This window comes from Streptomyces sp. NPDC060027, from assembly GCF_042737005.1.
Taxonomy (GTDB): domain Bacteria; phylum Actinomycetota; class Actinomycetes; order Streptomycetales; family Streptomycetaceae; genus Streptomyces.
This window is the reverse complement of record NZ_JBHWVI010000080.1, coordinates 1-21,377: the sequence shown is the minus strand read 5'-3', so window position 1 is coordinate 21,377 and position 21,377 is coordinate 1. Positions and strand designations below refer to the sequence as shown.

At 71.8% G+C, this 21,377-nt stretch carries 14 protein-coding genes; 4 read left to right on the top strand and 10 right to left on the bottom strand.

The genetic code is table 11. The annotated features are described in order from the left end of the window. Positions 1-60 precede the first annotated feature (60 nt). From ACFWBT_RS20865 to ACFWBT_RS20845, 5 genes are all read right to left on the bottom strand, one after another. Complete coding sequence (locus ACFWBT_RS20865; protein WP_385702381.1) at positions 61-285, bottom strand: hypothetical protein; 225 nt, start codon at positions 283-285, stop codon at positions 61-63. A 130-nt stretch (positions 286-415) separates the two neighbouring features. After that, positions 416-739, bottom strand: coding sequence for a hypothetical protein (locus ACFWBT_RS20860; protein ID WP_385702379.1), 324 nt, complete (start codon positions 737-739; stop codon positions 416-418). Further along, the gene (locus tag ACFWBT_RS20855) at positions 736-1,104 is read right to left on the bottom strand and encodes a WhiB family transcriptional regulator (protein WP_355763875.1); all 369 of its coding nucleotides are present in this window, start codon (positions 1,102-1,104) and stop codon (positions 736-738) included. The genes ACFWBT_RS20860 and ACFWBT_RS20855 overlap by 4 nt, the downstream gene beginning before the upstream one ends. 175 nt (positions 1,105-1,279) lie before the next feature. After that, positions 1,280-1,606, bottom strand: coding sequence for a hypothetical protein (locus ACFWBT_RS20850; RefSeq protein WP_266762515.1), 327 nt, complete (start codon positions 1,604-1,606; stop codon positions 1,280-1,282). Positions 1,607-1,770: 164 nt separating this feature from the next. Next, positions 1,771-3,966, bottom strand: coding sequence for an ATP-dependent DNA helicase UvrD2 (locus ACFWBT_RS20845; RefSeq protein ID WP_385702375.1), 2,196 nt, complete (start codon positions 3,964-3,966; stop codon positions 1,771-1,773). A 344-nt stretch (positions 3,967-4,310) separates the two neighbouring features. On the opposite strand from ACFWBT_RS20845, the gene ACFWBT_RS20840 reads away from it, so the two are divergent. After that, entirely contained in the window at positions 4,311-4,553 is a 243-nt protein-coding gene (locus tag ACFWBT_RS20840) for a mycoredoxin (RefSeq protein WP_081219297.1), read from the top strand. Between the two features lie 6 nt (positions 4,554-4,559). On the opposite strand, the gene nudC is transcribed toward ACFWBT_RS20840, so the two are convergent. The 5 genes from nudC to ACFWBT_RS20815 all read right to left on the bottom strand — a co-directional run bounded on the left by nudC (position 4,560) and on the right by ACFWBT_RS20815 (position 14,911). After that, entirely contained in the window at positions 4,560-5,507 is a 948-nt protein-coding gene (gene nudC, locus ACFWBT_RS20835) for an NAD(+) diphosphatase (RefSeq protein WP_385702373.1), read from the bottom strand. A 95-nt stretch (positions 5,508-5,602) separates the two neighbouring features. Then, complete coding sequence (locus tag ACFWBT_RS20830) at positions 5,603-7,021, bottom strand: dipeptidase (protein WP_385702371.1); 1,419 nt, start codon at positions 7,019-7,021, stop codon at positions 5,603-5,605. Positions 7,022-7,025: 4 nt separating this feature from the next. Then, positions 7,026-10,655, bottom strand: a complete 3,630-nt coding sequence (locus ACFWBT_RS20825) for a UvrD-helicase domain-containing protein (protein WP_385702369.1) — start codon at positions 10,653-10,655, stop codon at positions 7,026-7,028. 213 nt (positions 10,656-10,868) lie between these two features. Continuing rightward, positions 10,869-14,297, bottom strand: coding sequence for an ATP-dependent helicase (locus ACFWBT_RS20820; RefSeq protein WP_385702366.1), 3,429 nt, complete (start codon positions 14,295-14,297; stop codon positions 10,869-10,871). A 248-nt stretch (positions 14,298-14,545) separates the two neighbouring features. Beyond that, entirely contained in the window at positions 14,546-14,911 is a 366-nt protein-coding gene (locus ACFWBT_RS20815) for an MGMT family protein (RefSeq protein WP_385702364.1), read from the bottom strand. A 185-nt stretch (positions 14,912-15,096) separates the two neighbouring features. On the opposite strand from ACFWBT_RS20815, the gene ACFWBT_RS20810 reads away from it, so the two are divergent. From ACFWBT_RS20810 to ACFWBT_RS20800, 3 genes are all read left to right on the top strand, one after another. Next, positions 15,097-17,940 (top strand): lysylphosphatidylglycerol synthase domain-containing protein, encoded by a 2,844-nt coding sequence (locus ACFWBT_RS20810; protein ID WP_385702362.1) that lies wholly within the window; start codon positions 15,097-15,099, stop codon positions 17,938-17,940. A 189-nt stretch (positions 17,941-18,129) separates the two neighbouring features. Then, positions 18,130-19,674 (top strand): alpha/beta hydrolase, encoded by a 1,545-nt coding sequence (locus tag ACFWBT_RS20805; RefSeq protein WP_385702359.1) that lies wholly within the window; start codon positions 18,130-18,132, stop codon positions 19,672-19,674. 116 nt (positions 19,675-19,790) lie between these two features. Continuing rightward, positions 19,791-21,347 carry an alpha/beta hydrolase gene (locus ACFWBT_RS20800; protein WP_385702356.1) on the top strand — a complete coding sequence of 519 codons (1,557 nt, stop codon included), beginning with the start codon at positions 19,791-19,793 and terminating at the stop codon, positions 21,345-21,347. Positions 21,348-21,377: the final 30 nt, after the last annotated feature.

Genomic DNA, 21,377 nt, shown 5'->3' with positions numbered 1-21,377 from the left:
CCCACGGGCGGGCAGTTGTCGTACCGGATCGCCGGCGGGCCCCCTCCCTCGGGGCGGGGTCTACCACCAGGCCGAGTCGAGACGGCCCTCGATCGCTCTGAGGTTGCTGCGGGCGCAGTTGTCGCAGAAGTAGCGGCGGGTGCCGTTCTCGACGGAGCAGGTCCAGGTCGGCAGGGGGCCTTCGGCCGGGGTTCCGCAGCGGGCGCACACGATCTTCTGGGCTTCGCTCGCGTCGGACCGCGGTGGGGAACCGGTGCTGTCACTGTCTTCGGGAAGACTCGTCACTCGGGCGACGATATCGCCGCGATCGGCGGTTCGCCCGGCACAACGCACCGCGGGGGCCGGTCCGAACGGACCGACCCCCGCGGGATTCAACGCCTGCGACTGCTACGGCTGCTGAGACGACGTGCGTCGACTACTGCATGACCGCCATGGCCAGCGCGCGCCGGGCTCGCATCGAAGCGCGCTCGGCCCTGCGCTGCATGCGGCGAGCGGTCGCCAGGCGCACGGCCTGGCGTTCCTGCTCGGCCTCGTGCAGTCGCTCGTGCATATGCGCACGAGCCAAGGCTTCTGGGATGAGTTGCATCTCTCGGGTCCTGTTCTGACGCGAGTCGTTCGCGCCGGTGGAAGTGAAGTCTGGGGTCGCGGAACCTGCGGGCTCGCTCGTGGACGGCTTCATCGGGGCCTGCTTCTTGGGGTCGTGCGTCAGGGGACGGTCGATCGTTCCTCGGATGGTCATGCCGCAACCGGGTTCTTGCGCGGGCGGCCACGCGGCCGCTTGCGGGCCACGACAACACCCTGGACGAAGAGCTCGCCACCCCAGACGCCCCAGGGCTCACGCCGCTCCTTGGCGCCGGCGAGGCAGGCCTCCATCAGCGGGCAGGTACGGCAGAGGGACTTGGCGTACTCGACGTCTGCCGGCGACTCGGCGAAGAAGACCTCCGGGTCGTAGGAACGGCAGGGGACGGGCACGCCGAGGTTCTCGATGGCGTCGTCGAGCGCGGTGAGCGCAGTGAGCGGGATCAAGGTGGAGTCCTCCGTGAGGCCGGGCGGGGAGATCGTTTCGGAAGGCGGTACGGACGGGGCGTGCGCTTCGAGTTGCACGGTTCGTCTTCCTCGTCTGGTCGTGCCGGCCGGGTTGGCCGGTTGGCGGCTGGTACCGGGTTCTTTTCTTGTCCCGAGGCCCCTTCGCTCCGCTGTCCCCGGTCGGGGACAAACAGAAGGGCCGCGGATCCCGGGTGGGGTTCCGCGGCCCTGAAGGCGCCGGCCTGATCGAGAATCAGGCTGGATCACTCCAGGGTTCAGGCCCACGGAAGGCCCACATCGTGTGCTGCTGCTTCGTCTGCTTCAGGGATCCGGCACCGGCTGCCGCAAAGGCATAGGCATGCGCCTCTGCCACTACTGCCGCTTCCAGTGCCTGGGTCGGTCGCTCATTGCGCTCACGGATGGGAAGACCCGCGAGAGACACGGAGGACGCCGGGCGGACGGCAGGAATGCCGGACAGACCGGTGCCCAGGTTCGAGACGCCGAGCATGCACGTGGAGACGACGACCGAGCGATCGGTCATTTTCACGGTGTTGATGAAGCTGGTGTTGATGCTGATCACTGGAATCGCCTCCTCTCGGCGTCTTGGGGGACCGGTGCGAGCCGGTCCGACGGTTATTAAGTACAGCACGGAACCAGGGCCTTGGAGAAGGCCGCTGCTGCCGTGGTTAAGAACCTATGGGGATTGCTGGGGCATGCGCAAACTATTTTTTCGACGAGTTTGAATCAATCGCCCTCGCCGTCTCCCTCGACCTCACCACCTGCGCAGATGGCCAGAACATCGGCTCCGAAGCGGTTGAGTTTGCGCACGCCGACCCCGGGGATCCGCGCGAGCTCGCCCTCGTCGTCCGGCGTGGTCTCCGCGATCGCCATCAGCGTCTTGTCGGTGAAGACGCAGAACGCGGGCTGCCCACTGCGCTGCGCCTGCACCGCGCGCCACTCGCGCAACCGCTCGTAGAGACCCTCGTCCATGTCGGAGGGGCAGCCCTCGCAGCGCATCAGCTTCATCTCACCGGCGTCGGTCAGCGTTCGGCCGCAGACCCGGCAGCGCGCCGGGGTCCGGCCGGTGCGCCGGACGGCGGTGACGCCGCTGCTTCCGGCGCCGCGCACGATGCCTCCCGAGGCGCCGCCACCGCCGCGGCCCGCCGTGGCGACGGAGCCGGGACGCAGACCGTCCAGGAACCGGCTGGGGCGTCGGCCCGCGCGTCCACCGGGCGAACGGGACAGGGCCCAGGAGACGAAGAGGTGCTCTCTGGCACGGGTGACACCGACGTAGAGGAGGCGGCGTTCCTCCTCGATCTGCTCGTCGGTCTTTGCGTAGGTGATCGGCATCATGCCCTCGGCCACACCGACCAGGAAGACGACGTCCCACTCCAGGCCCTTGGCGGAGTGCAGGGAGGCGAGGGTGACGCCCTGCACCGTCGGCGCGTGCTGGGCACTCGCGCGTTCGTCGAGCTCGGCCACCAGGTCGCCGAGCGTCGCGCCGGGCTTGGCGGTCGCAAAGTCCTGCGCGAGGTTCACCAGGGCGGCCAGCGACTCCCAGCGCTCTCTGACCGCGCCGGAGCCGGCCGGGGGCTTGCTGGTCCAGCCTTCGCCCGAGAGCACCGCTCGGACCTGCGAGGGCAGGTCGACGACATCGTCGAGCAGCGAGTCGTTGCCTCCGAAGCGGGCCGCGGCACGCAGGGCCGCGCCCGCCTTGCGCACCTCGGGGCGGTCGAAGAACCGCTCGGCGCCGCGGAGCTGGTAGGGCACACCCGCGTCGGCGAGGGCCTGCTCGTAGATCTCGGACTGGGAGTTCGTGCGGAACAGGATCGCGATCTCACCGGCGGGGACGCCCGAGGCGACGAGGTCGCGGATGCGGCGGGCGGCGCCCTCGGCCTCGGCGGGTTCGTCCGTGTGCTCGGCGTAGACGGGCTCGGCGCCCGCGGGACGCTGGGAGATCAGTTCCAGGCGGTGGTCGGCGGCGCGTCCGCGGGCCTGGGAGAGCAGGCCGTTGGCGAGGTGGACGACCTGGGGCGAGGAGCGGTAGTCGCGGACGAGCTTGACGACGGTGGCTCCGGGATGGCGGGTGCGGAAGTCGAGAAGGTGGTCCGGAGTTGCACCGGTGAACGAGTAGATCGTCTGGCTGGCGTCACCGACCACGCAGAGGCTGTCCCGCTCGCCGAGCCACAGCTCCAGGAGCCGCTGCTGGAGCGGGCTGACGTCCTGGTACTCGTCGACCACGAAGTGCTGGTACTGGGAGCGGACCTGCTCGGCGATGTCGTGGCGGTCCTGCAGGACGGCCACCGTCAGCAGCAGGACGTCCTCGAAGTCGATGACCCCGCGGTCGCGCTTGAGGTCCTCGTAGGCCGAGTAGATCTGGGCGATCTCGGCCGGGTCCCGGGGGGCTTCGCGGCCGGCCCGGGCGGCGGCCGCGAAGTAGTCGGCGGGGATCGTCTGGGTGACCTTGGACCACTCGATCTCGCCGGTGACGTCCCGCAGCTCCCCTCGGTCGAGGCGGATGCGGCAGGCGGCCGCCGCGTCCGCGACGAGCTGGATCTTGCGGTCCACGAGCCGGGGCAGACTGCCACCGACGGCTTTCGGCCAGAAGTACTGGAGCTGGCGCAGCGCGGCGGAGTGGAAGGTGCGGGCCTGGACTCCTCCGGCGCCGAGCTGGCGCAGGCGTCCGCGCATCTCGCCCGCGGCCCGGTTGGTGAAGGTGACCGCGAGCACGCTGGAGGGCTGGAGGATCCCCGCCCGCACCCCATAGGCGATGCGGTGGGTGATCGCGCGCGTCTTGCCCGTACCCGCGCCGGCCAGCACACACACCGGACCGTGCAGGGCGGTGGCGACCTCGCGCTGCTCGGGGTCGAGCCCGTCGAGCACCGCGTCGGCCGTGTCCGGAACCTGCGGGAAGAGGGTGGAGTGCGTTGCTGCTGTCACCCCGCCATGCTGCCAGGTCGGCGGAGGCGGATGAGCCGGTTGTCCACAGGGAGGCGCCTGCAGTCGTATCAATGCGGCAAGCGTCACGTCTCGGCGCGGCGAGCGTCACGCCTCCGTGCGACAGGCGTCACGTCCTCCCGCGTGCGACGGGGGTCGCATCTCGGCCATCCCCCGGGGTCGCGCCGACCCCCTGCGGCGGCCGCCGCACCTGCGGTGCGGCGCGGTGCGGCGAGCGTCACGTCCCGGCGGGCGCGTCCGATACCCCCCACGGGAATGGCGACCGGGTGACCTGCGTTCCACTGGCAGCGACCACGCACCCGAAGCCGTGAAGGAGCGCATTAGACATGCAGGGCACTGTGACGATGTACAGCACCACGTGGTGCGGTTACTGCCGTCGGCTGAAGAGCCAGATGGACCGCGAGGGCATCACGTACAACGAGATCAACATCGAGCAGGACCCGCAGTCCGCGGCGTTCGTCGAGAAGGCGAACGGCGGGAACCAGACAGTTCCCACCGTTCTCTTCCCGGACGGTTCGACGCTCACGAACCCTTCGCTCGCGCAGGTCAAGCAGAAGATCGGCGTCTGACCGACGTCAGGCGATGTGCCCCCGCGTCGGCAGGGGCTTGCCGTACCAGAGTTCGATCAGGCGGGCCGCGATCGAGATTCCGTAGGGAGGCAGGACCTCCCCGGACTCGAATGCGGCCCGCAGGTCGTCCCGGGAGAACCAGCGGGCTTCCTCGATCTCCTCGCCGTCGACGTCGATCTCCGACGAGGTGGCGCGGGCTCTGAAACCCAGCATGAGGCTGGAGGGGAACGGCCAGGGCTGGCTGGCGACATAGTCGACCTCGCCGACCGTGACGCCCGCCTCCTCGAAGACCTCTCGGCGCACGGACTGCTCGATCGACTCGCCGGGCTCGACGAAGCCCGCGAGCGTCGAGAAGCGGCCCTCGGGCCAGTGCACCTGACGGCCGAGCAGGATGCGGTCCTCGTCGTCGGTGACGGCCATGATCACGGCGGGGTCGGTGCGAGGGTAGTGCTCGGCACCGCAGGCGGGGCAGCGACGGATGTGACCGGCTGCCGCGATGACCGTGCGCTCACCGCAGCGGGAGCAGAAGCGGTGCAGTCGCTGCCAGTTCTCCAGCGCGACCGCGTGCACCATCAGACCGGCGTCGCGCGGGGACAGCAGGAGACCGGCCTCACGCAGGCCCGCCGGGCGGGCGGACTGGTCGATGCGGCCGGGGAGCGTGTCCTTCTGGAGCGCGAAATAGCTCACCCCGTCGTCGTCCGTGCCCAGGAAATAGCGGTGCGCCTCGGTGAGCGGGGCCTCGAACGAGGGCGTCATCAGCAGTTCGGTGGTGCCGTCGGCCGTCTCGTCGATGAGCACCTGACCGCCGGAGACCACGAAGGCGCGGGTCGTGGGGTGGCTCCACGCCGCCGCGAGCCAGGCCTCGTCGAGCCGGTGGTGGGCGGCCCGGTCGATGCCGCTCGGCGCGGTGAGCGAGATGGGACGGTCGGCGCTGTGGTCGGTCCAGGTGGTCACGGGTGCTTCCAACTCCCCCGGTGGAACGGTTATTTCGGCGGGCGGTTCGGCAGTGCGGGCGTGCGGTGCGCTCTTGAGGGTGTCGATCGGCTTGTTCAGTGTGTCTCGCGCCAGTTCTCGGCCAGGTCGCCCCACAGGTAGGCGGTCGTTTCGACGCCCTTCATGAGGAGATCGAGTTCGACCTTCTCGTTGGGTGCGTGCCAGCCGTCGGAGGGAACGGAGATGCCCAGGAAGAGCACCGGGGCGCCGAGGACCTCCTGGAGGTCGGCCGCCGGTCCCGAGCCGCCTTCGCGGGTGAAGCGGATCGGCTGCTCGAAGGCGCGGCCCATGGCGCGTACGACGGACTGCAGGGCGGGGTGGTCCAGTGGCGTCAGGCACGGGCGCGTGGCCGCGCCGAACGTGATCTCGTGCCGGATGCCGTCGGGTACCTGCTCGGCCGCCCAGGCGCGTACGGCCTTCTCGATGTGGTCCGGGTCCTGTCCGGCGACCAGCCGGAAGGAGAGCTTCACCAGGGCCGAGGACGGGATGATCGTCTTGCTGCCGGGGCCCTGGTAGCCGCCGCCGATGCCGTTGACCTCGGCGGTCGGGCGGGCCCAGACGCGCTCGAGGGTGGTGTGCCCGGCCTCTCCGTGGGTGGCGGTCGACCTGGCCGTGCGCAGCCACCGCTCCTCGTCGAAGGGCAGCTCGGCGAAGAGTTCGCGCTCGCGGTCGGTGAGTTCGGTGATGCCTTCGTAGAAGCCGGGGACGGCCACGCGCGCGTGCTCGTCGTGCAGGGCGGCGACCAGACGGGCGGCCGCGGTGGCCGGGTTGGGCACTGCGCCGCCGAACGATCCGGAGTGGATGTCCTGGTCGGGCCCGTGGAGCTCGATCTCGCATTCGGCGAGGCCGCGCATGCCGGTGCAGACCGTGGGGGTGTCCTCGGACCACATGCCGGTGTCGGAGACGATCACGGCGTCGGCCGCGAGCCGCTCCGCGTGCTGTTCGACGAGGTCGCGGAAGTGCGGGGAGCCCGACTCCTCCTCGCCCTCGATCAGCAGCTTGAGGTGCACGGCCGGGGTGGTGCGCCCGGTGGCGGCGAGGTGGGCCCGGACGCCGAGTGTGTGAAAGAACACCTGGCCCTTGTCGTCGGCGGCCCCGCGCGCGTGGAGGCGATTGCCGCGGATCACCGGCTCGAAGGGCTCGGTGTCCCAGCCGTCCTCGCGGGCGGCCGGCTGCACGTCGTGGTGCCCGTAGACGAGGACCGTGGGCGCGTCGGGGTCCTCGGAGGGCCACTCGGCGAAGACGGCCGGGGCGCCCGCGGTCGGCCAGACCTCGCTGGTCGGGAAGCCGGTCGCCCGGAGTTCGGCGGCGAGCCAGTCGGCGCTGCGTGCCACGTCCGCCGCGTGGTCGGGCTGAGCGGAGACCGAGGGGATGCGCAGCCACTCGGCGAGGTCGTCGAGGAAGGCGGCCCGGTGGGTCTCGATGTATGCGCGGACGGTGCTGACGGCGTTGTCAACGGGCTTGCTCATGTTCATGAGCCTATCCGCCCACAGAGGCGCGTTCGTCCGGCGGTTCGCCGGGAGCCCCGTCCCGCGGGCCTGCCGGGTCCTCCGTGAGCAGCCGCTCCAGTGCGGCGCGGTCCGGGAGCCCGTCCGGTCGTACGACCTCGCCGCCGCGGACGTACAGGAACGCGGCCGTGACGGATTCCAGGGGCACGCCCTGCTGCTCGGCCCAGGCCAGTCGGTACAGCGCGAGCTGCAGAGGGTCGGCGGTGCGCGTGTGGCTGGTCTTCCAGTCGACGATCTCGTACGTCGTACCGTCGCCGTCGTCCTTCCTGTAGACGGCGTCGATCCGGCCGCGGACGACCCTGCCGGCGATCGCGAGCTGGAAGGGTGCCTCGACGCGGTACGGAGTGCGGTGCGCGTAGGGAGAGCCTTCGAAGGCGTCCTTCAGTGCCTCCAGGTCCCGCTCGTCGGCGATCTCCGCCTCGCCGCCCGGCAGCTCCTCGGGCTCGATCATCGGCAGCCGCAGCTCTTCGAAGCGGGACTCCACCCAGGCGTGGAAGCGCGTGCCCCGGCGCGCGGCGGGCTGCGGGGGCCGCGGCATGGGGCGGGCGAGCTCCTGTGCGAAGCCGTCCGGGTCGTCGGCCAGGCGCAGCAGCTGGGAGGCGGTGAGCGACGCGGGCAGGGGTACGTCGGTGACGCTCGCGCGGGCGCGCAGGAGCTCTCCGGTCAGCGCGTCCAGGTCACGGTCCCAGGAGGCGAGGGTGCGTGCCTCTTCGGGCGTGAGGCGACCGCTCCCGGTCTCCCGGGGGTGCGGGCGGCCGGCCGGGCCCTGGGCCTGGTGCGGGACCGTCGGGCGTCCGCTCAGGTGATCGACCGGGCGGTCCCCCGGTCGATCCGTCGTCCAGGAGTTCCAGTCGGAGTCGGGGTCGTCGCCCCCGGAGAGGGCGGTCTCCGCGAAGTCGCCCTCCGGGAACGCGTCCTCGGGAAAGTCACCTTCGGAGAAGTCGTCTTCGGGGAGATCGTCCTCGGGGAGGTCGTCCTCGTCGTAGGGCGGGACGTCGTCCTCCGGAGGAGGCGGCCACTCCGGGTCGTCGTACGCGGCGGGGTCGTGGACGGCGGGCCGGCGGCTGCCCGCCCCCGGGTGGACCTCGTCGTGGGAGGCGACCCGCTCCAGGTGGGCGAGTACGGTCTCCGCCGCCGCGCGGCGCCGGGCGAGGGCCGTGTCGTCGAGCGGGAGCGGCCAGGCGTGGTCGGCGGCCGCCTCGTGCAGGGCCGGATTCTCCTCGTCCTCCGCCGGTTCGTCCGCCCAGACCTCGATCTCGCCGTGCCCGGCCGAGCAGTGGTCGTACAGGGCGTGCAGGAAGGCCGAGGGGCCGCGCGGCCGCTTCTGGGAGGGGCCCCACCAGTGGCCGGAGCCGAGCAGGAGCGAGCGGGGGCGGGTGAACGTGACGTAGCCGAGGCGCAGTTCCTCGGTGTGCTGGTGCTCCTTCATGGCCTCGTGGAAGGCCTTGACGCCCCTCGCGTCCCAGGCCTCGATGTCGGGCAGCGTGTCGGCGTCACCGCGCAGCTCGTGCGGCAGGACCTTGCCCTGGGCGGTCCACTTCTCGCGGCCCTGGCTGCTGGGAAAGGTGCCGTTCACGAGGCCGGGGACGGCGACCACGTCCCATTCCAGGCCCTTGGACTTGTGCGCGGTGAGCACCTTGACGGTGTTCTCGCCGCCGGGCAGGGCGTTGTCCAGACCCTTCTCGTACTGCGCGGCGGTGCGCAGAAAGCCGAGGAAGGCCAGCAGGCTCGCCTCGCCGTCGCCGGAGGCGAAGGACGCGGCGACGTCCAGGAAGTTCGACAGGGTCTCGCGGCGGCGGGCGGCCAGGGCGTGCGGGGACGCCGAGAGCTCGACCTCCAGTCCGGTGACGGCGAGCACCCGGTGCAGGACGTCCATCAGGGGGTCGGCGAGCGAGCGGCGCAGATCGCGCAGCTCGGCGGCGAGCCGGGCGAAGCGCACCCGCGCGTCCGGCGAGAAGGGCAGCCCGTCGTCGTCCCCGGCGGCCTCGAAGGGCGTCTCCAGGAAGGTGTCGAGGGCGTCCGCGAGCGATATCACCTCGGCCGGGTCGACCCCCTCGACGGCCGCGGCGAGCCGACGGTCCGGGTCGTCGTCGGCCCCCACGCGCGCGTGGGACACGAGCAGACGCGCGCGGCGCCCGAGGAGGGCGAGGTCGCGCGGGCCGATCCGCCAGCGCGGGCCGGTGAGCAGCCGGACGAGGGAGGCGTTCGCCCCGGGGTCCTGGAGGACCTCGCAGACGGCGACGAGGTCGGCCACCTCGGGCAGGTGCAGCAGGCCGGAGAGACCGACCACCTCCACGGGGATGTCGCGGGCGACGAGTGCGCCCTGGATCTCGGCGAAGTCGGTGGCGGTGCGGCACAGCACGGCGATCTCGGCGGGTGCCTTCCCGGTGCGTACGAGATGGGCAATCGAGTCGGCGAGCCAGTCGATCTCCTCGGCGTGGGTGCGCAGCAGCGCGCAGCGCACCAGGCCGTCCCGCTCGGCTCCGGGGGCGGGCCGCAGTGCCTCCACGCCCGCGTGCATGGCGCGCAGCGGCTCCGCGAGGCCGTTGGCGAGGTCGAGGAGGCGGCCACCGCTGCGGCGGTTCTCACTGAGCGACTGGCGGGTCGCGGGGCGGCCGTCGGGGCGCGCGAAGTGCTCGGGGAAGTCGTCGAGGTTGGCCACGGAGGCGCCGCGCCAGCCGTAGATCGCCTGGCAGGGGTCGCCGACCGCGGTCACGGGGTGCCCCGTGCCGCCGCCGAAGAGTCCGGCGAGCAGGACGCGCTGGGCCACCGAGGTGTCCTGGTACTCGTCCAGCAGGACGACCCGGAACTCGTCGCGCAGGATCTCCCCGACCTCGGGACGGGTGCGGGCCAGGGTGGCGGAGAGGGCGATCTGGTCGCCGAAGTCGAGGAGGTCGCGTTCGCGTTTGGCCGCGCGGTAGCGGCCCACCAGCTCGGCGAGTTCACGCCGGGCGGCGGCGGCCTCGGGGACCTTGCGCAGGTCCGCGTTGGTGAGTTTGGCGCTCTCCAGGGTGCGCAGCAGTTCGGCGTCGTAGGCGCGCAGGTCCTCTGCCCGTACGAGGTGCTCGGCGAGCTCGGAGTCGAGTGTCAGGAGGTCGCCGACCAGGTCCGGGAAGGAGCGGGTCAGCGCCGGATACGGGCCCGGCGCCTCGCGCAGCACGCGGGCGGCGAGCTGGTAGCGGGTGGCGTCGGCGAGCAGCCGGGACGTCGGTTCGAGCCCGATGCGCAGGCCGTGGTCGGTGAGCAGGCGGCCCGCGAAGGCGTGGTACGTGGAGATGACCGGTTCGCCCGGCGGGTTGTCGGGGTCGATGACGTCCGGGTCGGTGACGCCCGCCTTGACCAGTGCCTTGCGGACGCGCTCGGCGAGTTCGCCCGCCGCCTTGTTGGTGAACGTCAGGCCGAGGACCTGCTCGGGGGCGACCTGTCCGGTGCCGACCAGCCACACCACGCGTGCCGCCATCACCGTGGTCTTGCCCGAACCGGCTCCGGCCACGATCACCTGCGGGGCGGGCGGTGCGGTGATGCACTCCGTCTGCTCCGGGGTGAACGGGATGCCGAGGAGCTCTTTGAGCTGCTCGGGGTCGGTGATACGGGCGGGCATGTCGCAGAGGCTAGCGGCGCCCGCTGACAGCGGTGGCCACATCGGCGTCCGGGGCGGAAGAACCGCTGGTCAGCACGGGTGGTGCAGTACGTCACGTCGGTGACGTGACGTACTCCGGCCCGCCCGGACCGGCGGCATGGCGAACGGCACGGGCCCCGCCGAACGGCACGGGCCCCGGAGACCGGCCCCGCCCGGTGCCCGCTCCGGGACCTGTCACTCGACGACCTGCCGTCCCTCCGGCCGGGCACTGCAGGACGCCTGGAACGAGCAGTGCGTGCAGTGCTGTCCCGTCGTCGGCGAGAACCGTTCGTCGAGGACCTTGCCGGCGGCGTTCGCCAGCAGGTCGCCGACCCACTCGCCCTCCAGCGGCTCCTGCGCCTGCACCTTGGGGAGGGTCTCGCCGCCGTTCTTCTTGGCGGCTCCCTGGCGGAGCTGGACGAGTTCGGCGCCGCCCGGTTCGGGGCGTACACCGTCGAAGACGTCGTCGACCGCGCCTTCCCCGACGGCGAGCTGGTAGACGGCGAGCTGCGGGTGGTGGGTCACCTCGGCGGCGCTCGGCGCCTGTTTGCCGGTCTTGAAGTCGACCACGTAGGCGCGGCCCTCGGTGTCCGCCTCGACGCGGTCCATGGAGCCGCGGATGCGCACTTCGTAGGAGCCCGCTTCGAGGGTCACGTCGAAGTCGTGCTCGCTGGCCACCGGCGTACGGCCGGTGCGATCCATGACATGCCACTTCAGGAAGCGTTCGAGCGCCACGCGCGCGTGCTCCTTCTCCTGCGCGGACTTCCAGGGCGCGTCGAAGGCGAGCGCGTTCCACACGGAGTCGAGGCGCTCCATGAGGACGGCGAGGTCGGCGGGAGTGCGTCCGGACGCGACCTCGTCGGCGAGGACGTGCACCACGTTGCCGAAGCCCTGGGCGGCTGTCGCGGGCGCGTCGGCCTTCACCTCCCGCCCGAGGAACCACTGCAGGGCACAGGTGTTGGCGAGTTGATCGAGAGCGCTTCCGGAGAGCACGACGGGCTGGTCGCGGTCGCGCAGCGGGATCTTGCTCTCCGTCGGCTCGTACATGCCCCACCAGCGGTAGGGGTGCGCGGAGGGGACCAGCGGGCGGCCGTCCTCGTCGGCGAGCGCGGCGAGCCGGGCGAGGCGGACCGCCGCGGCCTGCCTGAGGCTCTCCGAGACGCGTGGGTCGACCGTGGTGGCGCGCAGCTCCGCGACCAGGGCGGCGACGGACAGGGGGCGGCGCGGCCGGCCGGTCACGTCCTTGGGTTCGACGCCGAGTTCGGTGAGGAAGCGGGAGGGCTGGTCGCCGTCGTCGGCGGGCGCCTTCACGGCGGTCACGACGAGGCGTTCACGCGCGCGCGTGGCGGCCACGTAGAACAGCCGGCGCTCTTCGGAGAGGAGTGCCCCGGGTGTGAGGGGCTCGGCCAGCCCGTCCCGCCCGATGCGGTCGGCCTCCAGCAGGGAACCGCGGCGGCGCAGGTCCGGCCACAGGCCCTCCTGGACACCCGCCACGACGACGAGGCGCCATTCCAGGCCCTTGGAGCGGTGCGCCGTCATCAGGCGTACGGCATCGGGGCGGACGGCCCTGCGGGTGAGCGTGTCCGCCGCGATGTCCTCGGCGTCGATCTCCTCCAGGAAGTTCAGGGCGCCACGGCCACCCGTGCGCTCCTCCGCGCGCCCGGCGGTCGCGAACAGCGCGCACACGGCGTCGAGGTCCCGGTCGGCGTTGCGCCCTGCCGCGCCGCCGCGCCGGGCGGCCCGCTCCAGGCGCTGCGGCCACGGTGTGCCCTCCCACAGGTCCCAGAGGGCCTCCTCGGCCGTCCCGCCGCCCGCGAGACGCTCACGCGCCTTGCGCAGCAGCGCGCCGAGGCGCTGGGCGCCCCGGGCGTACGCCGGATCGTGCGCGACGAGCCGCTCCGGCTCGGCCAGCGCGCGGGCGAGCAGGTCGTCGGACGGCGGCGGAACGAGGTTTCCGGCGGCGCGCTCCTCCTCGCGCAGCGCCCGTCCCAGGCGCCTCAGGTCGGCGGCGTCCACGCTCGCGAGCGGCGAGGCGAGGAGGGTGAGCGCGGTCTCGGTGTCGAGCCAGCACGCGTCGCGCACGTCGGCGGCGCCCTCACCTGGGTCGCCGTCCTGCTCCAGGCCGACGCTTCCGGGGTCCTCGGTGACGGCGGCGCCCTCCGGCGTGTCAGCGTGGTCGGGCACATCGGCACGCGTCCCGGCGGCGGCACCGGACACCCCGTCCGCGCCCGACTCGGCCCGGGCCACCGCCCGCAGCGCCGTCAGCAGCGGCGCGACCGCGGGCTCGTGCCGCAGGGGCAGGTCGTCGCCGTCGATGTCGAGGGGCACGCCCGCGGACGTGAGCGCCCGCCGGATCGTGGGGATCGTCCGGGAACCGGCGCGCACCAGGACGGCCATCTCGCCCCAGGGAACGCCGTCCTCCAGGTGGGCGCGGCGCAGGATGTCCGCGATGTTGTCGAGCTCCGTGCCGGACGTCGGGTACGTGTAGACGTCGACGTGTCCCCCGTCCCGCACCGGGGACAGTTCGCGGTGGGCGCGCACCTTCTGAGCGGGCAGCCGGGTCAGCGGCATGCGCTGGGTGAGCAGGCGGGTGGCGGCCAGCAGGCGGGCGCCCGAGCGGCGGGACGTCCCGAGGACCTCGACCGGAGCCGGGCGGCCGTCCACGCGCGGGAAGGCGTCGGGGAAGTCCAGGATGCCGTTCACGTCGGCGCCCCGGAAGGCGTAGATCGACTGGTCGGGGTCGCCGAAGGCGACGAGGGTGCGGCCGCCGCCGGCGAGGGCGCGCAGCAGCCGCACCTGCGCGGGGTCGGTGTCCTGGTACTCGTCCACGTAGACGGCGTCGTACTGCGCCGCGAGCCGCTCGGCGACCTCGGGGCGCCGGGCGAGGAGCACCGCGCGGTGGACCAGTTCCGCGTAGTCGAGGACTCCCTGCATGTCGAGGACGTCGAGGTACTCGGCGAGGAAGGCGGCCGCCGCGCCCCAGTCCGGGCGGCCGATGCGCCGCGCGAAGGCCTCCAGGGCGTCGGGGCCGAGCCCGAGCTCCCGGCTGCGGGCGAGGACCGCGCGGACCTCGTCGGCGAAGCCGCGCGTGGTCAGGCAGGCGCGCAGGTCGTCCGGCCAGCGCACATGGGCGAGGCCCAGCCGCTCCAGGTCGGGCTGGCCCGCGAGCAGCCCGCGCACGGCCACGTCCTGCTCGGGGCCGGACAGCAGTCGCAGCGGCTCCACGAACAGGTCGCTGTCCTGGTGGGCGCGGACCAGGGCGTAGCAGAAGGAGTGGAACGTGGTGGCCTGGGGGGCCCGGGCGGCCCCTATGCGCAGCGCCATACGGTCGCGCAGCTCGACGGCCGCTTTCCGGCTGAACGTGAGCACCAGGATGCGTTCGGGGTCGCCGTCGCGTGCGATCCGGGCGGCCACGGATTCGACGAGCGTGGTCGTCTTGCCCGTACCGGGACCGGCGAGCACCAGCAGCGGACCGCTCCCGTGGTCAACCACCGCGCGCTGTCCTGCGTCAAGACGAGGGGGATCCACCCGGGCCGGCGGAGTGCGCACCAGCCGGTACGCGCCACGGGCCCCCTGACGCACCGGGGGGTGCGTCGGGCGCCTGGTGGAAGAAGTGGAGCTCACGTGGTTCGCCGGTCCTGGTGGTCGTACTGGTTGGCGGACTGCCGCGCGTGGAGAGCGGTGACCGCGGGGTGAGGGGGACGCGCGCCGACGACGCTACGCCGGTACGGTTCACGGAAGGAGGGCTTCCGGTTCACCCCTCACGCCACGTGCGTCCCCCGCTTCACGAACGTACGGCATGTCACGGATGTGCCTCGTTTCCCTCCTACGGGCTCCAGTTTCCCCTTCCGCCCCGTGAATGGCGGAAGCTGTCAGGTGTGACCTTCCGCGCGTTCGCCGCCGTCCCATCGCGCCCGTCTCATGTCGACGCGCGGCAGATGCCCCTCGGAGGCCCTGCTCGCCTCCCTCAGCGGCGTGCCCTCGGCGTGGTAGTGGGCCAGCGCGTCCAGCTCGTGGCCGGGGAGCAGCACACCGTCGGCGCGTATGACACGCCACCACGGAACAGCTCCTCCGTAGAGGGCCATCACCCTGCCCACCTGGCGCGGCCCGCCCTCTTCCAGCCATTCGGCGACGTCGCCGTACGTCATGACGCGCCCGGGCGGGATCAGCTCGGCGACCTCAAGGACCCGCTCCGCGTACTCCGGCAGGGCATCCACCGGAAGGCTCTCCTCGCTCATCCGCCCCATCCTGCCCCACCCCACCGACAACGTGACACGGCGGCGACTGTGCGTATCCCCCGCCCCGGAGTGACGCCCGGGGCAGACCTCGCGCCCCGCATTTGCACCCTGATGCCCCCGTGTGTCGGTCGGGCATGCCACCATCGTGCGGGCGGTGACTGGTGATACGAGATCAAGAAGAGACCATGAGGCAGCAGGGCGTGCACCCCGAAGACGCGGAGGGCACCTCCGCTGCCTCGTCACGCCCGGACACCGGCGGCGTCGACGAGAAGGACCAGGACGGCGGGACGAACGAGTCCGCCGCCGAGCCGAACGAAACCGCTGCCGACGCGGGCGAGGAATCCCCTCCTAGGACCCACGAAGCAGCGTCTCGGACGCACGGGGACGAGAAGCGGCAGGCCAAGCCGGACGCCGGCTGCGCCGACGAGGCGCACGCCGACGAGGTCGAAGGCGACGAACCGCTGCTCCCCGCGCGCGTGCACCGCCCGTCCGACCTGATGCGGCTCCTGGTCGGCGTTCTCGCGATCGTGGTGCTGCTCGCCATCGCCGCGTTCGCGCACGGCACCACCTCGGGCCTCGAACAGGACATCAACAAGGGCACAGGGCAGGCACCCGATCTGCTGATCAAGATCGCGGGGCTGGCCTCGAGCATCGCGATCCTTCTCGTGCCGGTTGCTTTCGCCATCGAGCGACTGATCAAGCGGGACGGACTGCGTATCGCCGACGGCGTCCTCGCCGCGGTCCTCGCGCACGGAGTGACACTCGCCACGGACCTCTGGGTCGCGAAGGGCGCCCCGGACTCCATCCAGGAGGCGCTCACCCAGCCGTCCCCGGGTGACATCCACGCCCTGACCGACCCGGTGCACGGCTATCTGGCACCGGTCATCGCCTATATGACGGCCGTCGGCATGTCCCGCAGACCGCGCTGGCGCGGGGTGCTCTGGGTCGTCCTGCTCCTCGACGCCTTCTCCATGCTGGTGACCGGCTACACGACCCCGTTCTCGATCATCCTGACGGTGCTGATCGGCTGGACCGTCGCCTACGGGACGCTGTACGCGGTCGGCTCACCGAACGTGCGGCCCACCGGACGGACGCTGATGGCGGGCCTTCGGCACGTCGGCTTCCACCCGGTCAGCGCGGCCCGCGAAGAGGCTCCGGAGACCGCGGACATCGGCGACCGGGGCCGCCGCTACTTCGTCACCCTGGAGGACGGCCCACCGCTGGACGTCACGGTCGTCGACCGCGAACAGCAGGCACAGGGCTTCTTCTACCGTGTCTGGCGCCGTATGACGCTGCGCGGCATCACCACGCGCCGCAGCCTCCAGTCACTGCGCCAGGCCCTGGAGCAGGAAGCCCTGCTCGCGTACGCGGCCATCGCGGCCGGCGCCAACGCGCCCAAGCTGATCGCGACCTCCGAGCTGGGCCCCGACGCCGTGATGCTCGTGTACGAGCACACCGGCGGCCGCACCCTCGACTCGCTGCCCGACGAGCTCATCACCGACGATCTGCTGCGCGACACCTGGCACCAGGTGCAGGCGCTGCAGTCCCGGCGCATCGCGCACCGCAGGCTCGCGGGCGACGCGATTCTGGTGGATCGTTCCGGCACGGTGATCCTCACCGACCTGCGCGGCGGCGAGATCGCGGCGGGCGATCTGCTGCTACGCATGGACATCGCCCAGCTGCTGACCACCCTCGGGCTGCGCGTGGGCGCCGAGCGGGCGGTGGCCTCGGCGGTCGGCGTGCTCGGCCCGGACGCGGTCGCGGACTGTCTGCCCCTGCTCCAGCCGATCGCGTTGACGCGCTCCACGCGCGCGACGCTGCGCAAACTCGCCCGGGAACGCTCGCAGCGCGAACGCGATGCGGTGCTGGAGGCCTCGCATCATGCCAAGCTCGCCCGCGCCGAGGAGGCGCCGGAAGCCGCGGCGCCGGCGCCGGAGAAGCCCGGCAAGAAGGCCGTACGCGCCGAGCAGCGAGCCGAGAAGCGGGCCATCGACGACGCTCTGGAGGAAGCGCGCGAGGAGGATCTGCTCACCCAGATCCGCCACCAGGTGCTGCTGATCAGACCGCAGGCCCCGGTCGAACCGGCCCGCCTGGAGCGCATCCGGCCGCGCACCCTGATCAGTTTCATCGCCGGCGCCATCGGCGCGTACTTCCTGCTCACACAGCTGACCCACACCCCGTTCGGCACCCTTTTCGACAGCGCCCAATGGGGCTGGGTCGCGGCGGCGGTGCTGTTCTCGGCACTGAGCTACTTCGCGGCGGCGATGAGCCTGCTGGGCTTCGTACCGGAGCGGGTGCCTTTCCTTCGGACCGTGGCCGCGCAGGTCGCCGGTTCGTTCGTGAAGATCGTGGCGCCCGCCGCGGTCGGCGGCGTCGCCCTCAACACACGCTTCCTGCAGCGAGCCGGTGTGCGGCCCGGACTCGCGGTGGCGAGCGTCGGCGCGTCGCAGCTGTTCGGGCTCGGCTGTCACATCCTGATGCTGCTCTCCTTCGGCTATCTGACCGGTACGGAGAAGACACCGTCCCTGTCACCGTCCCGTACGGTCATCGCGGGTCTGCTGACCGTCGCGGTACTCGTCCTCGTGGTGACGTCGGTGCCGCTGCTGCGCAAGTTCGTCTCCACGCGCGTGCGGTCGCTGTTCGCGGGCGTCGTACCGCGCATGCTCGACGTGCTGCAGCGGCCGCAGAAGCTCATCACCGGCATCGGCGGCATGCTGCTGCTGACGGCCTGCTTCGTGATGTGCCTGGACGCGTCGATCCGCGCGTTCGGCAACGAGGAGACGACCTCCCTCAGCCTCGCCAGTGTCGCCGTCGTCTTCCTCGCCGGAAACGCGCTGGGTTCGGCGGCACCGACCCCCGGTGGTATCGGCGCGGTCGAGGCGACCCTCACCGTCGGCCTGATCGCCGTCGGGCTCCCCAAGGAGGTCGCGGCGCCCGCGGTGCTGCTGTACCGGCTGCTGACGCTGTGGATTCCGGTGCTGCCCGGATGGCTGTACTTCAACCATCTGACACGCAAGGGCGCGCTCTAGCGGTCCGCGCGAGGACCGGCCGTCCGCGGCTCGGCCCACCGCGCAGGACCGTCTCGTGCACACCCGGCCCACCGCGAACGGGCCGCCTCGTACCTGCCCCGTCCCGCCGGGTACGAGCCCCGCGGTGCGCCCTCACCCACACGGCTCGTGCCCCGAGCGCCCCACCCCGAGCGCCCGCAGGATGGGGACATGCCGAACCCGCCTCAGCTGCGCGCCGCTGCCCTGGCCGCCACCGCCGTCCTGCTGATCTCGTGCGTGTCCGGCTGCAGCGGTGACTCCAAGGACGAGGACCTGACGGCGCAGAAGCTGAACTGGAAGGAGTGCCCGGCACCGTCCGAGTCAGAAGGCGGCGGCAGCGCGCCCTCTCCCCTGCCGGGCGGTACGGAGTGGCAGTGCGCCACCTTGAAGGTGCCCCTCGACTGGGCCGAGCCCAAGGGCGACACGATCGGGCTCGCGCTGATCCGGGCGAAGACGAGCGGCGAGGCGGGCAAGCGCATCGGCTCGCTCATCTTCAACTTCGGCGGCCCCGGCGGCTCGGGCGTCACCACCCTGCCCGCCTTCGGAAAGGACTACGCCGCGCTGCGCACCCGCTACGACCTGGTGAGTTTCGACCCGCGCGGTGTCGGCCGCAGCGCGGGCGTGAAGTGCGAGAACGACCGGCAGCTCGACGAGTACTTCCAGCAGGACGCCACTCCGGACGACACCGCCGAACAGCAGGAGCTCCTGCGGAACACCAGGACCTTCAACGGGGCGTGCGAGAAGAACTCCGGCAAGGTCCTCCCCCATGTGCGCACCACGGACGCGGCCCGCGACATGGACCTGATGCGGCAGGTGCTCGGCGACGACAAGCTGCACTACTTCGGCATTTCGTACGGCACCGAACTGGGCGGGGTCTACGCCCACTTGTTCCCCAAGAACGTGGGCCGCGCCGTCTTCGACGGGGTCGTCGACCCGACCCAGAACCCGGAACAGAGCTCCCTCGGACAGGCCAAGGGCTTCCAGCTCGCGCTCGACAACTTCGCCGAGGACTGCACCTCGAAGGTAGAGGACTGCCCCATCGGCGACACCGCGCAGGACGTCAAGGACCGCATCGCCAGACTGCTGAAGGACCTCGAGACCAAACCGATCCCCGGCGTCTTCCCGCGCGAGCTCACCCAGACCGCCGCGACCAGCGGCATCGCGCAGTCGCTGTACTCCAAGGACTTCTGGGAGTACCTGACGGATGGACTTCAGCAGGCGTACGACGGCGACGGCAGGGTGCTGATGCTGCTGTCGGACTCGATGAACGGGCGCAGCGAGAACGGCCAGTACAGCAACATCACCGCGGCGAACGTCTCCATCAACTGCGCGGACGACAAGCCGCGTTACACCGCGGACTACGTGCAGTCCAAGGTTCCGGAGTTCCGGGCCGCGTCCCCGCTGTTCGGGGACTATCTGGCCTGGGGCATGGTCAGTTGCACCGACTGGGCCGTGGCGGGAGCGGCCGACCACCCGGACGTCAGCGCCGCCGGCTCGGCACCGATCCTCGTGGTCGGCAACACCGGCGACCCCGCCACGCCGTACGAGGGCGCCCGAGCGATGGTGGGCGCGCTCGGTGCGGGCGTCGGTGTCGAGCTGACGTACAAGGGTCAGGGGCACGGAGCGTACGACAGCAAGAACAAGTGCGTGCAGGGCGCGGTGAACGGCTATCTGCTGCAGGGCGAGGTGCCGTCGACCGGCACCGTCTGTTCCTAGAAAGTCGCAGGTCAGAGCGTTATCCACAGGTCTCGGCGGTGGTCGGCTGCCGCCGCCTACTATTGCCTGCATGTGATCCGCGACTTCGGGCGGACCACGGGCAAGGGGGGACGCTCATGACACGTTTCGCACGGTGGACGGCCGCTGCCGCCGCGGCGTTGCTGGTGGCCGGCTGCAGCGGGGGCTCGTCCGGCGACGGCGAGGACGGGGCCAAGAACGGCGACGGACCACCGTCGGCCACCGCGCCGTCTTCCGGCGGGTCGCCCGGGCTGCCGGCCTCGCTCACCGCGCAGGAGCTCGACTGGGGCCGTTGCAAAGGCACTTCGGACTCCCCCGCGCCCGGGAGCGGTTGGCAGTGCGCGACGCTCAAGGTGCCGCTGGACTACGCGAAGCCGGGCGGCGGGACGATCGGCCTCGCGCTCGTCCGCTCGAAGGCGACCGGCTCCCAGGGCAAGCGCATCGGCTCCCTCCTGTTCAACTTCGGCGGCCCCGGCGGCTCGGGCGTCTCCACGCTGCCGTCGTACGAAAGCGTCGTCGGCTCGCTCCACGACCGGTACGACCTGGTGAGCTGGGACCCGCGCGGGGTGGCCGCCAGCGAAGGCGTGCGATGCCGTGGCGACAAGGCCATCCAGGCCTCGGAGTCGCTGGACGCCACACCGGACGACGCGGCCGAGGAAGCGGCGTACTTCAAGGACGCCGCGGACTTCGGCAAGGGCTGCGAGAAGGCCGCCGGCAAGCTGATGGCCCACGTCTCGACGACCGACACGGCCCGCGACATGGACCTGATGCGCCAGGTTCTCGGCGACCGTCGGATGCACTACTTCGGCATCTCCTACGGCACCGAACTGGGCGGCGTGTACGCCCACTTGTTCCCGAAGAACGTGGGCCGCCTGGTGCTCGACGCGGTCGTCGACCCGAGCGCCGACACCGTGGGCCACGCCAAGAACCAGACGCTGGGCTTCCAGCGCGCCCTGGACGACTACCTCAAATCCACCGGCCAGGACCCGAAGCAGGGCTCCCGGAAGATCGCGGACCTGCTGAAGCGGATCGACGCGAAGCCACTGCCCACCAGCGGCGGGCGCAAGGTCAGCCAGTCCCTGGCCCTCACCGGCATCGTGCTGCCGCTGTACAGCAAGCAGGGCTGGCCGAGCCTCACCAGCGCCCTCAAGGCGGCCGGGAACGGGGACGGTTCGAAGCTGCTGACGCTCGCCGACGGCTACAACGCACGCGACGCCTCGGGGCACTACGGCACGACGACGCATTCCCAACGGGTCATATCGTGCTTGGACGACAAGCAGCGACCGACTCCCGAGGAGACGAAGAAGCGGCTGCCCGAGTTCGAGAAGATCTCGCCCGTCTTCGGCGACTTCATGGGCTGGGACACGGCGGGCTGGTGCCACGACTGGCCGGTGGCCGGTCAGTACGACACCCCCGAGGTCAGTGCGCCGGGAGCCGAACCCGTCCTGATCGTCGGCAACACCGGGGACCCGGCGACACCCTACGAGGGCGCCCGCAGGATGGCGGACGAGCTCGGCGAGGGTGTGGGCGTGGAGCTCACCTGGAAGGGCGAGGGCCATGGCGCCTACGGGAGCGGGAGCGACTGCGTCGACTCGACCGTGAACCGCTATCTGCTGGACGGGACGGTGCCGAAGGACGGCAAGGTCTGTTCATGACGATGGCGGGGGTTTCGCGAACACCTGGTT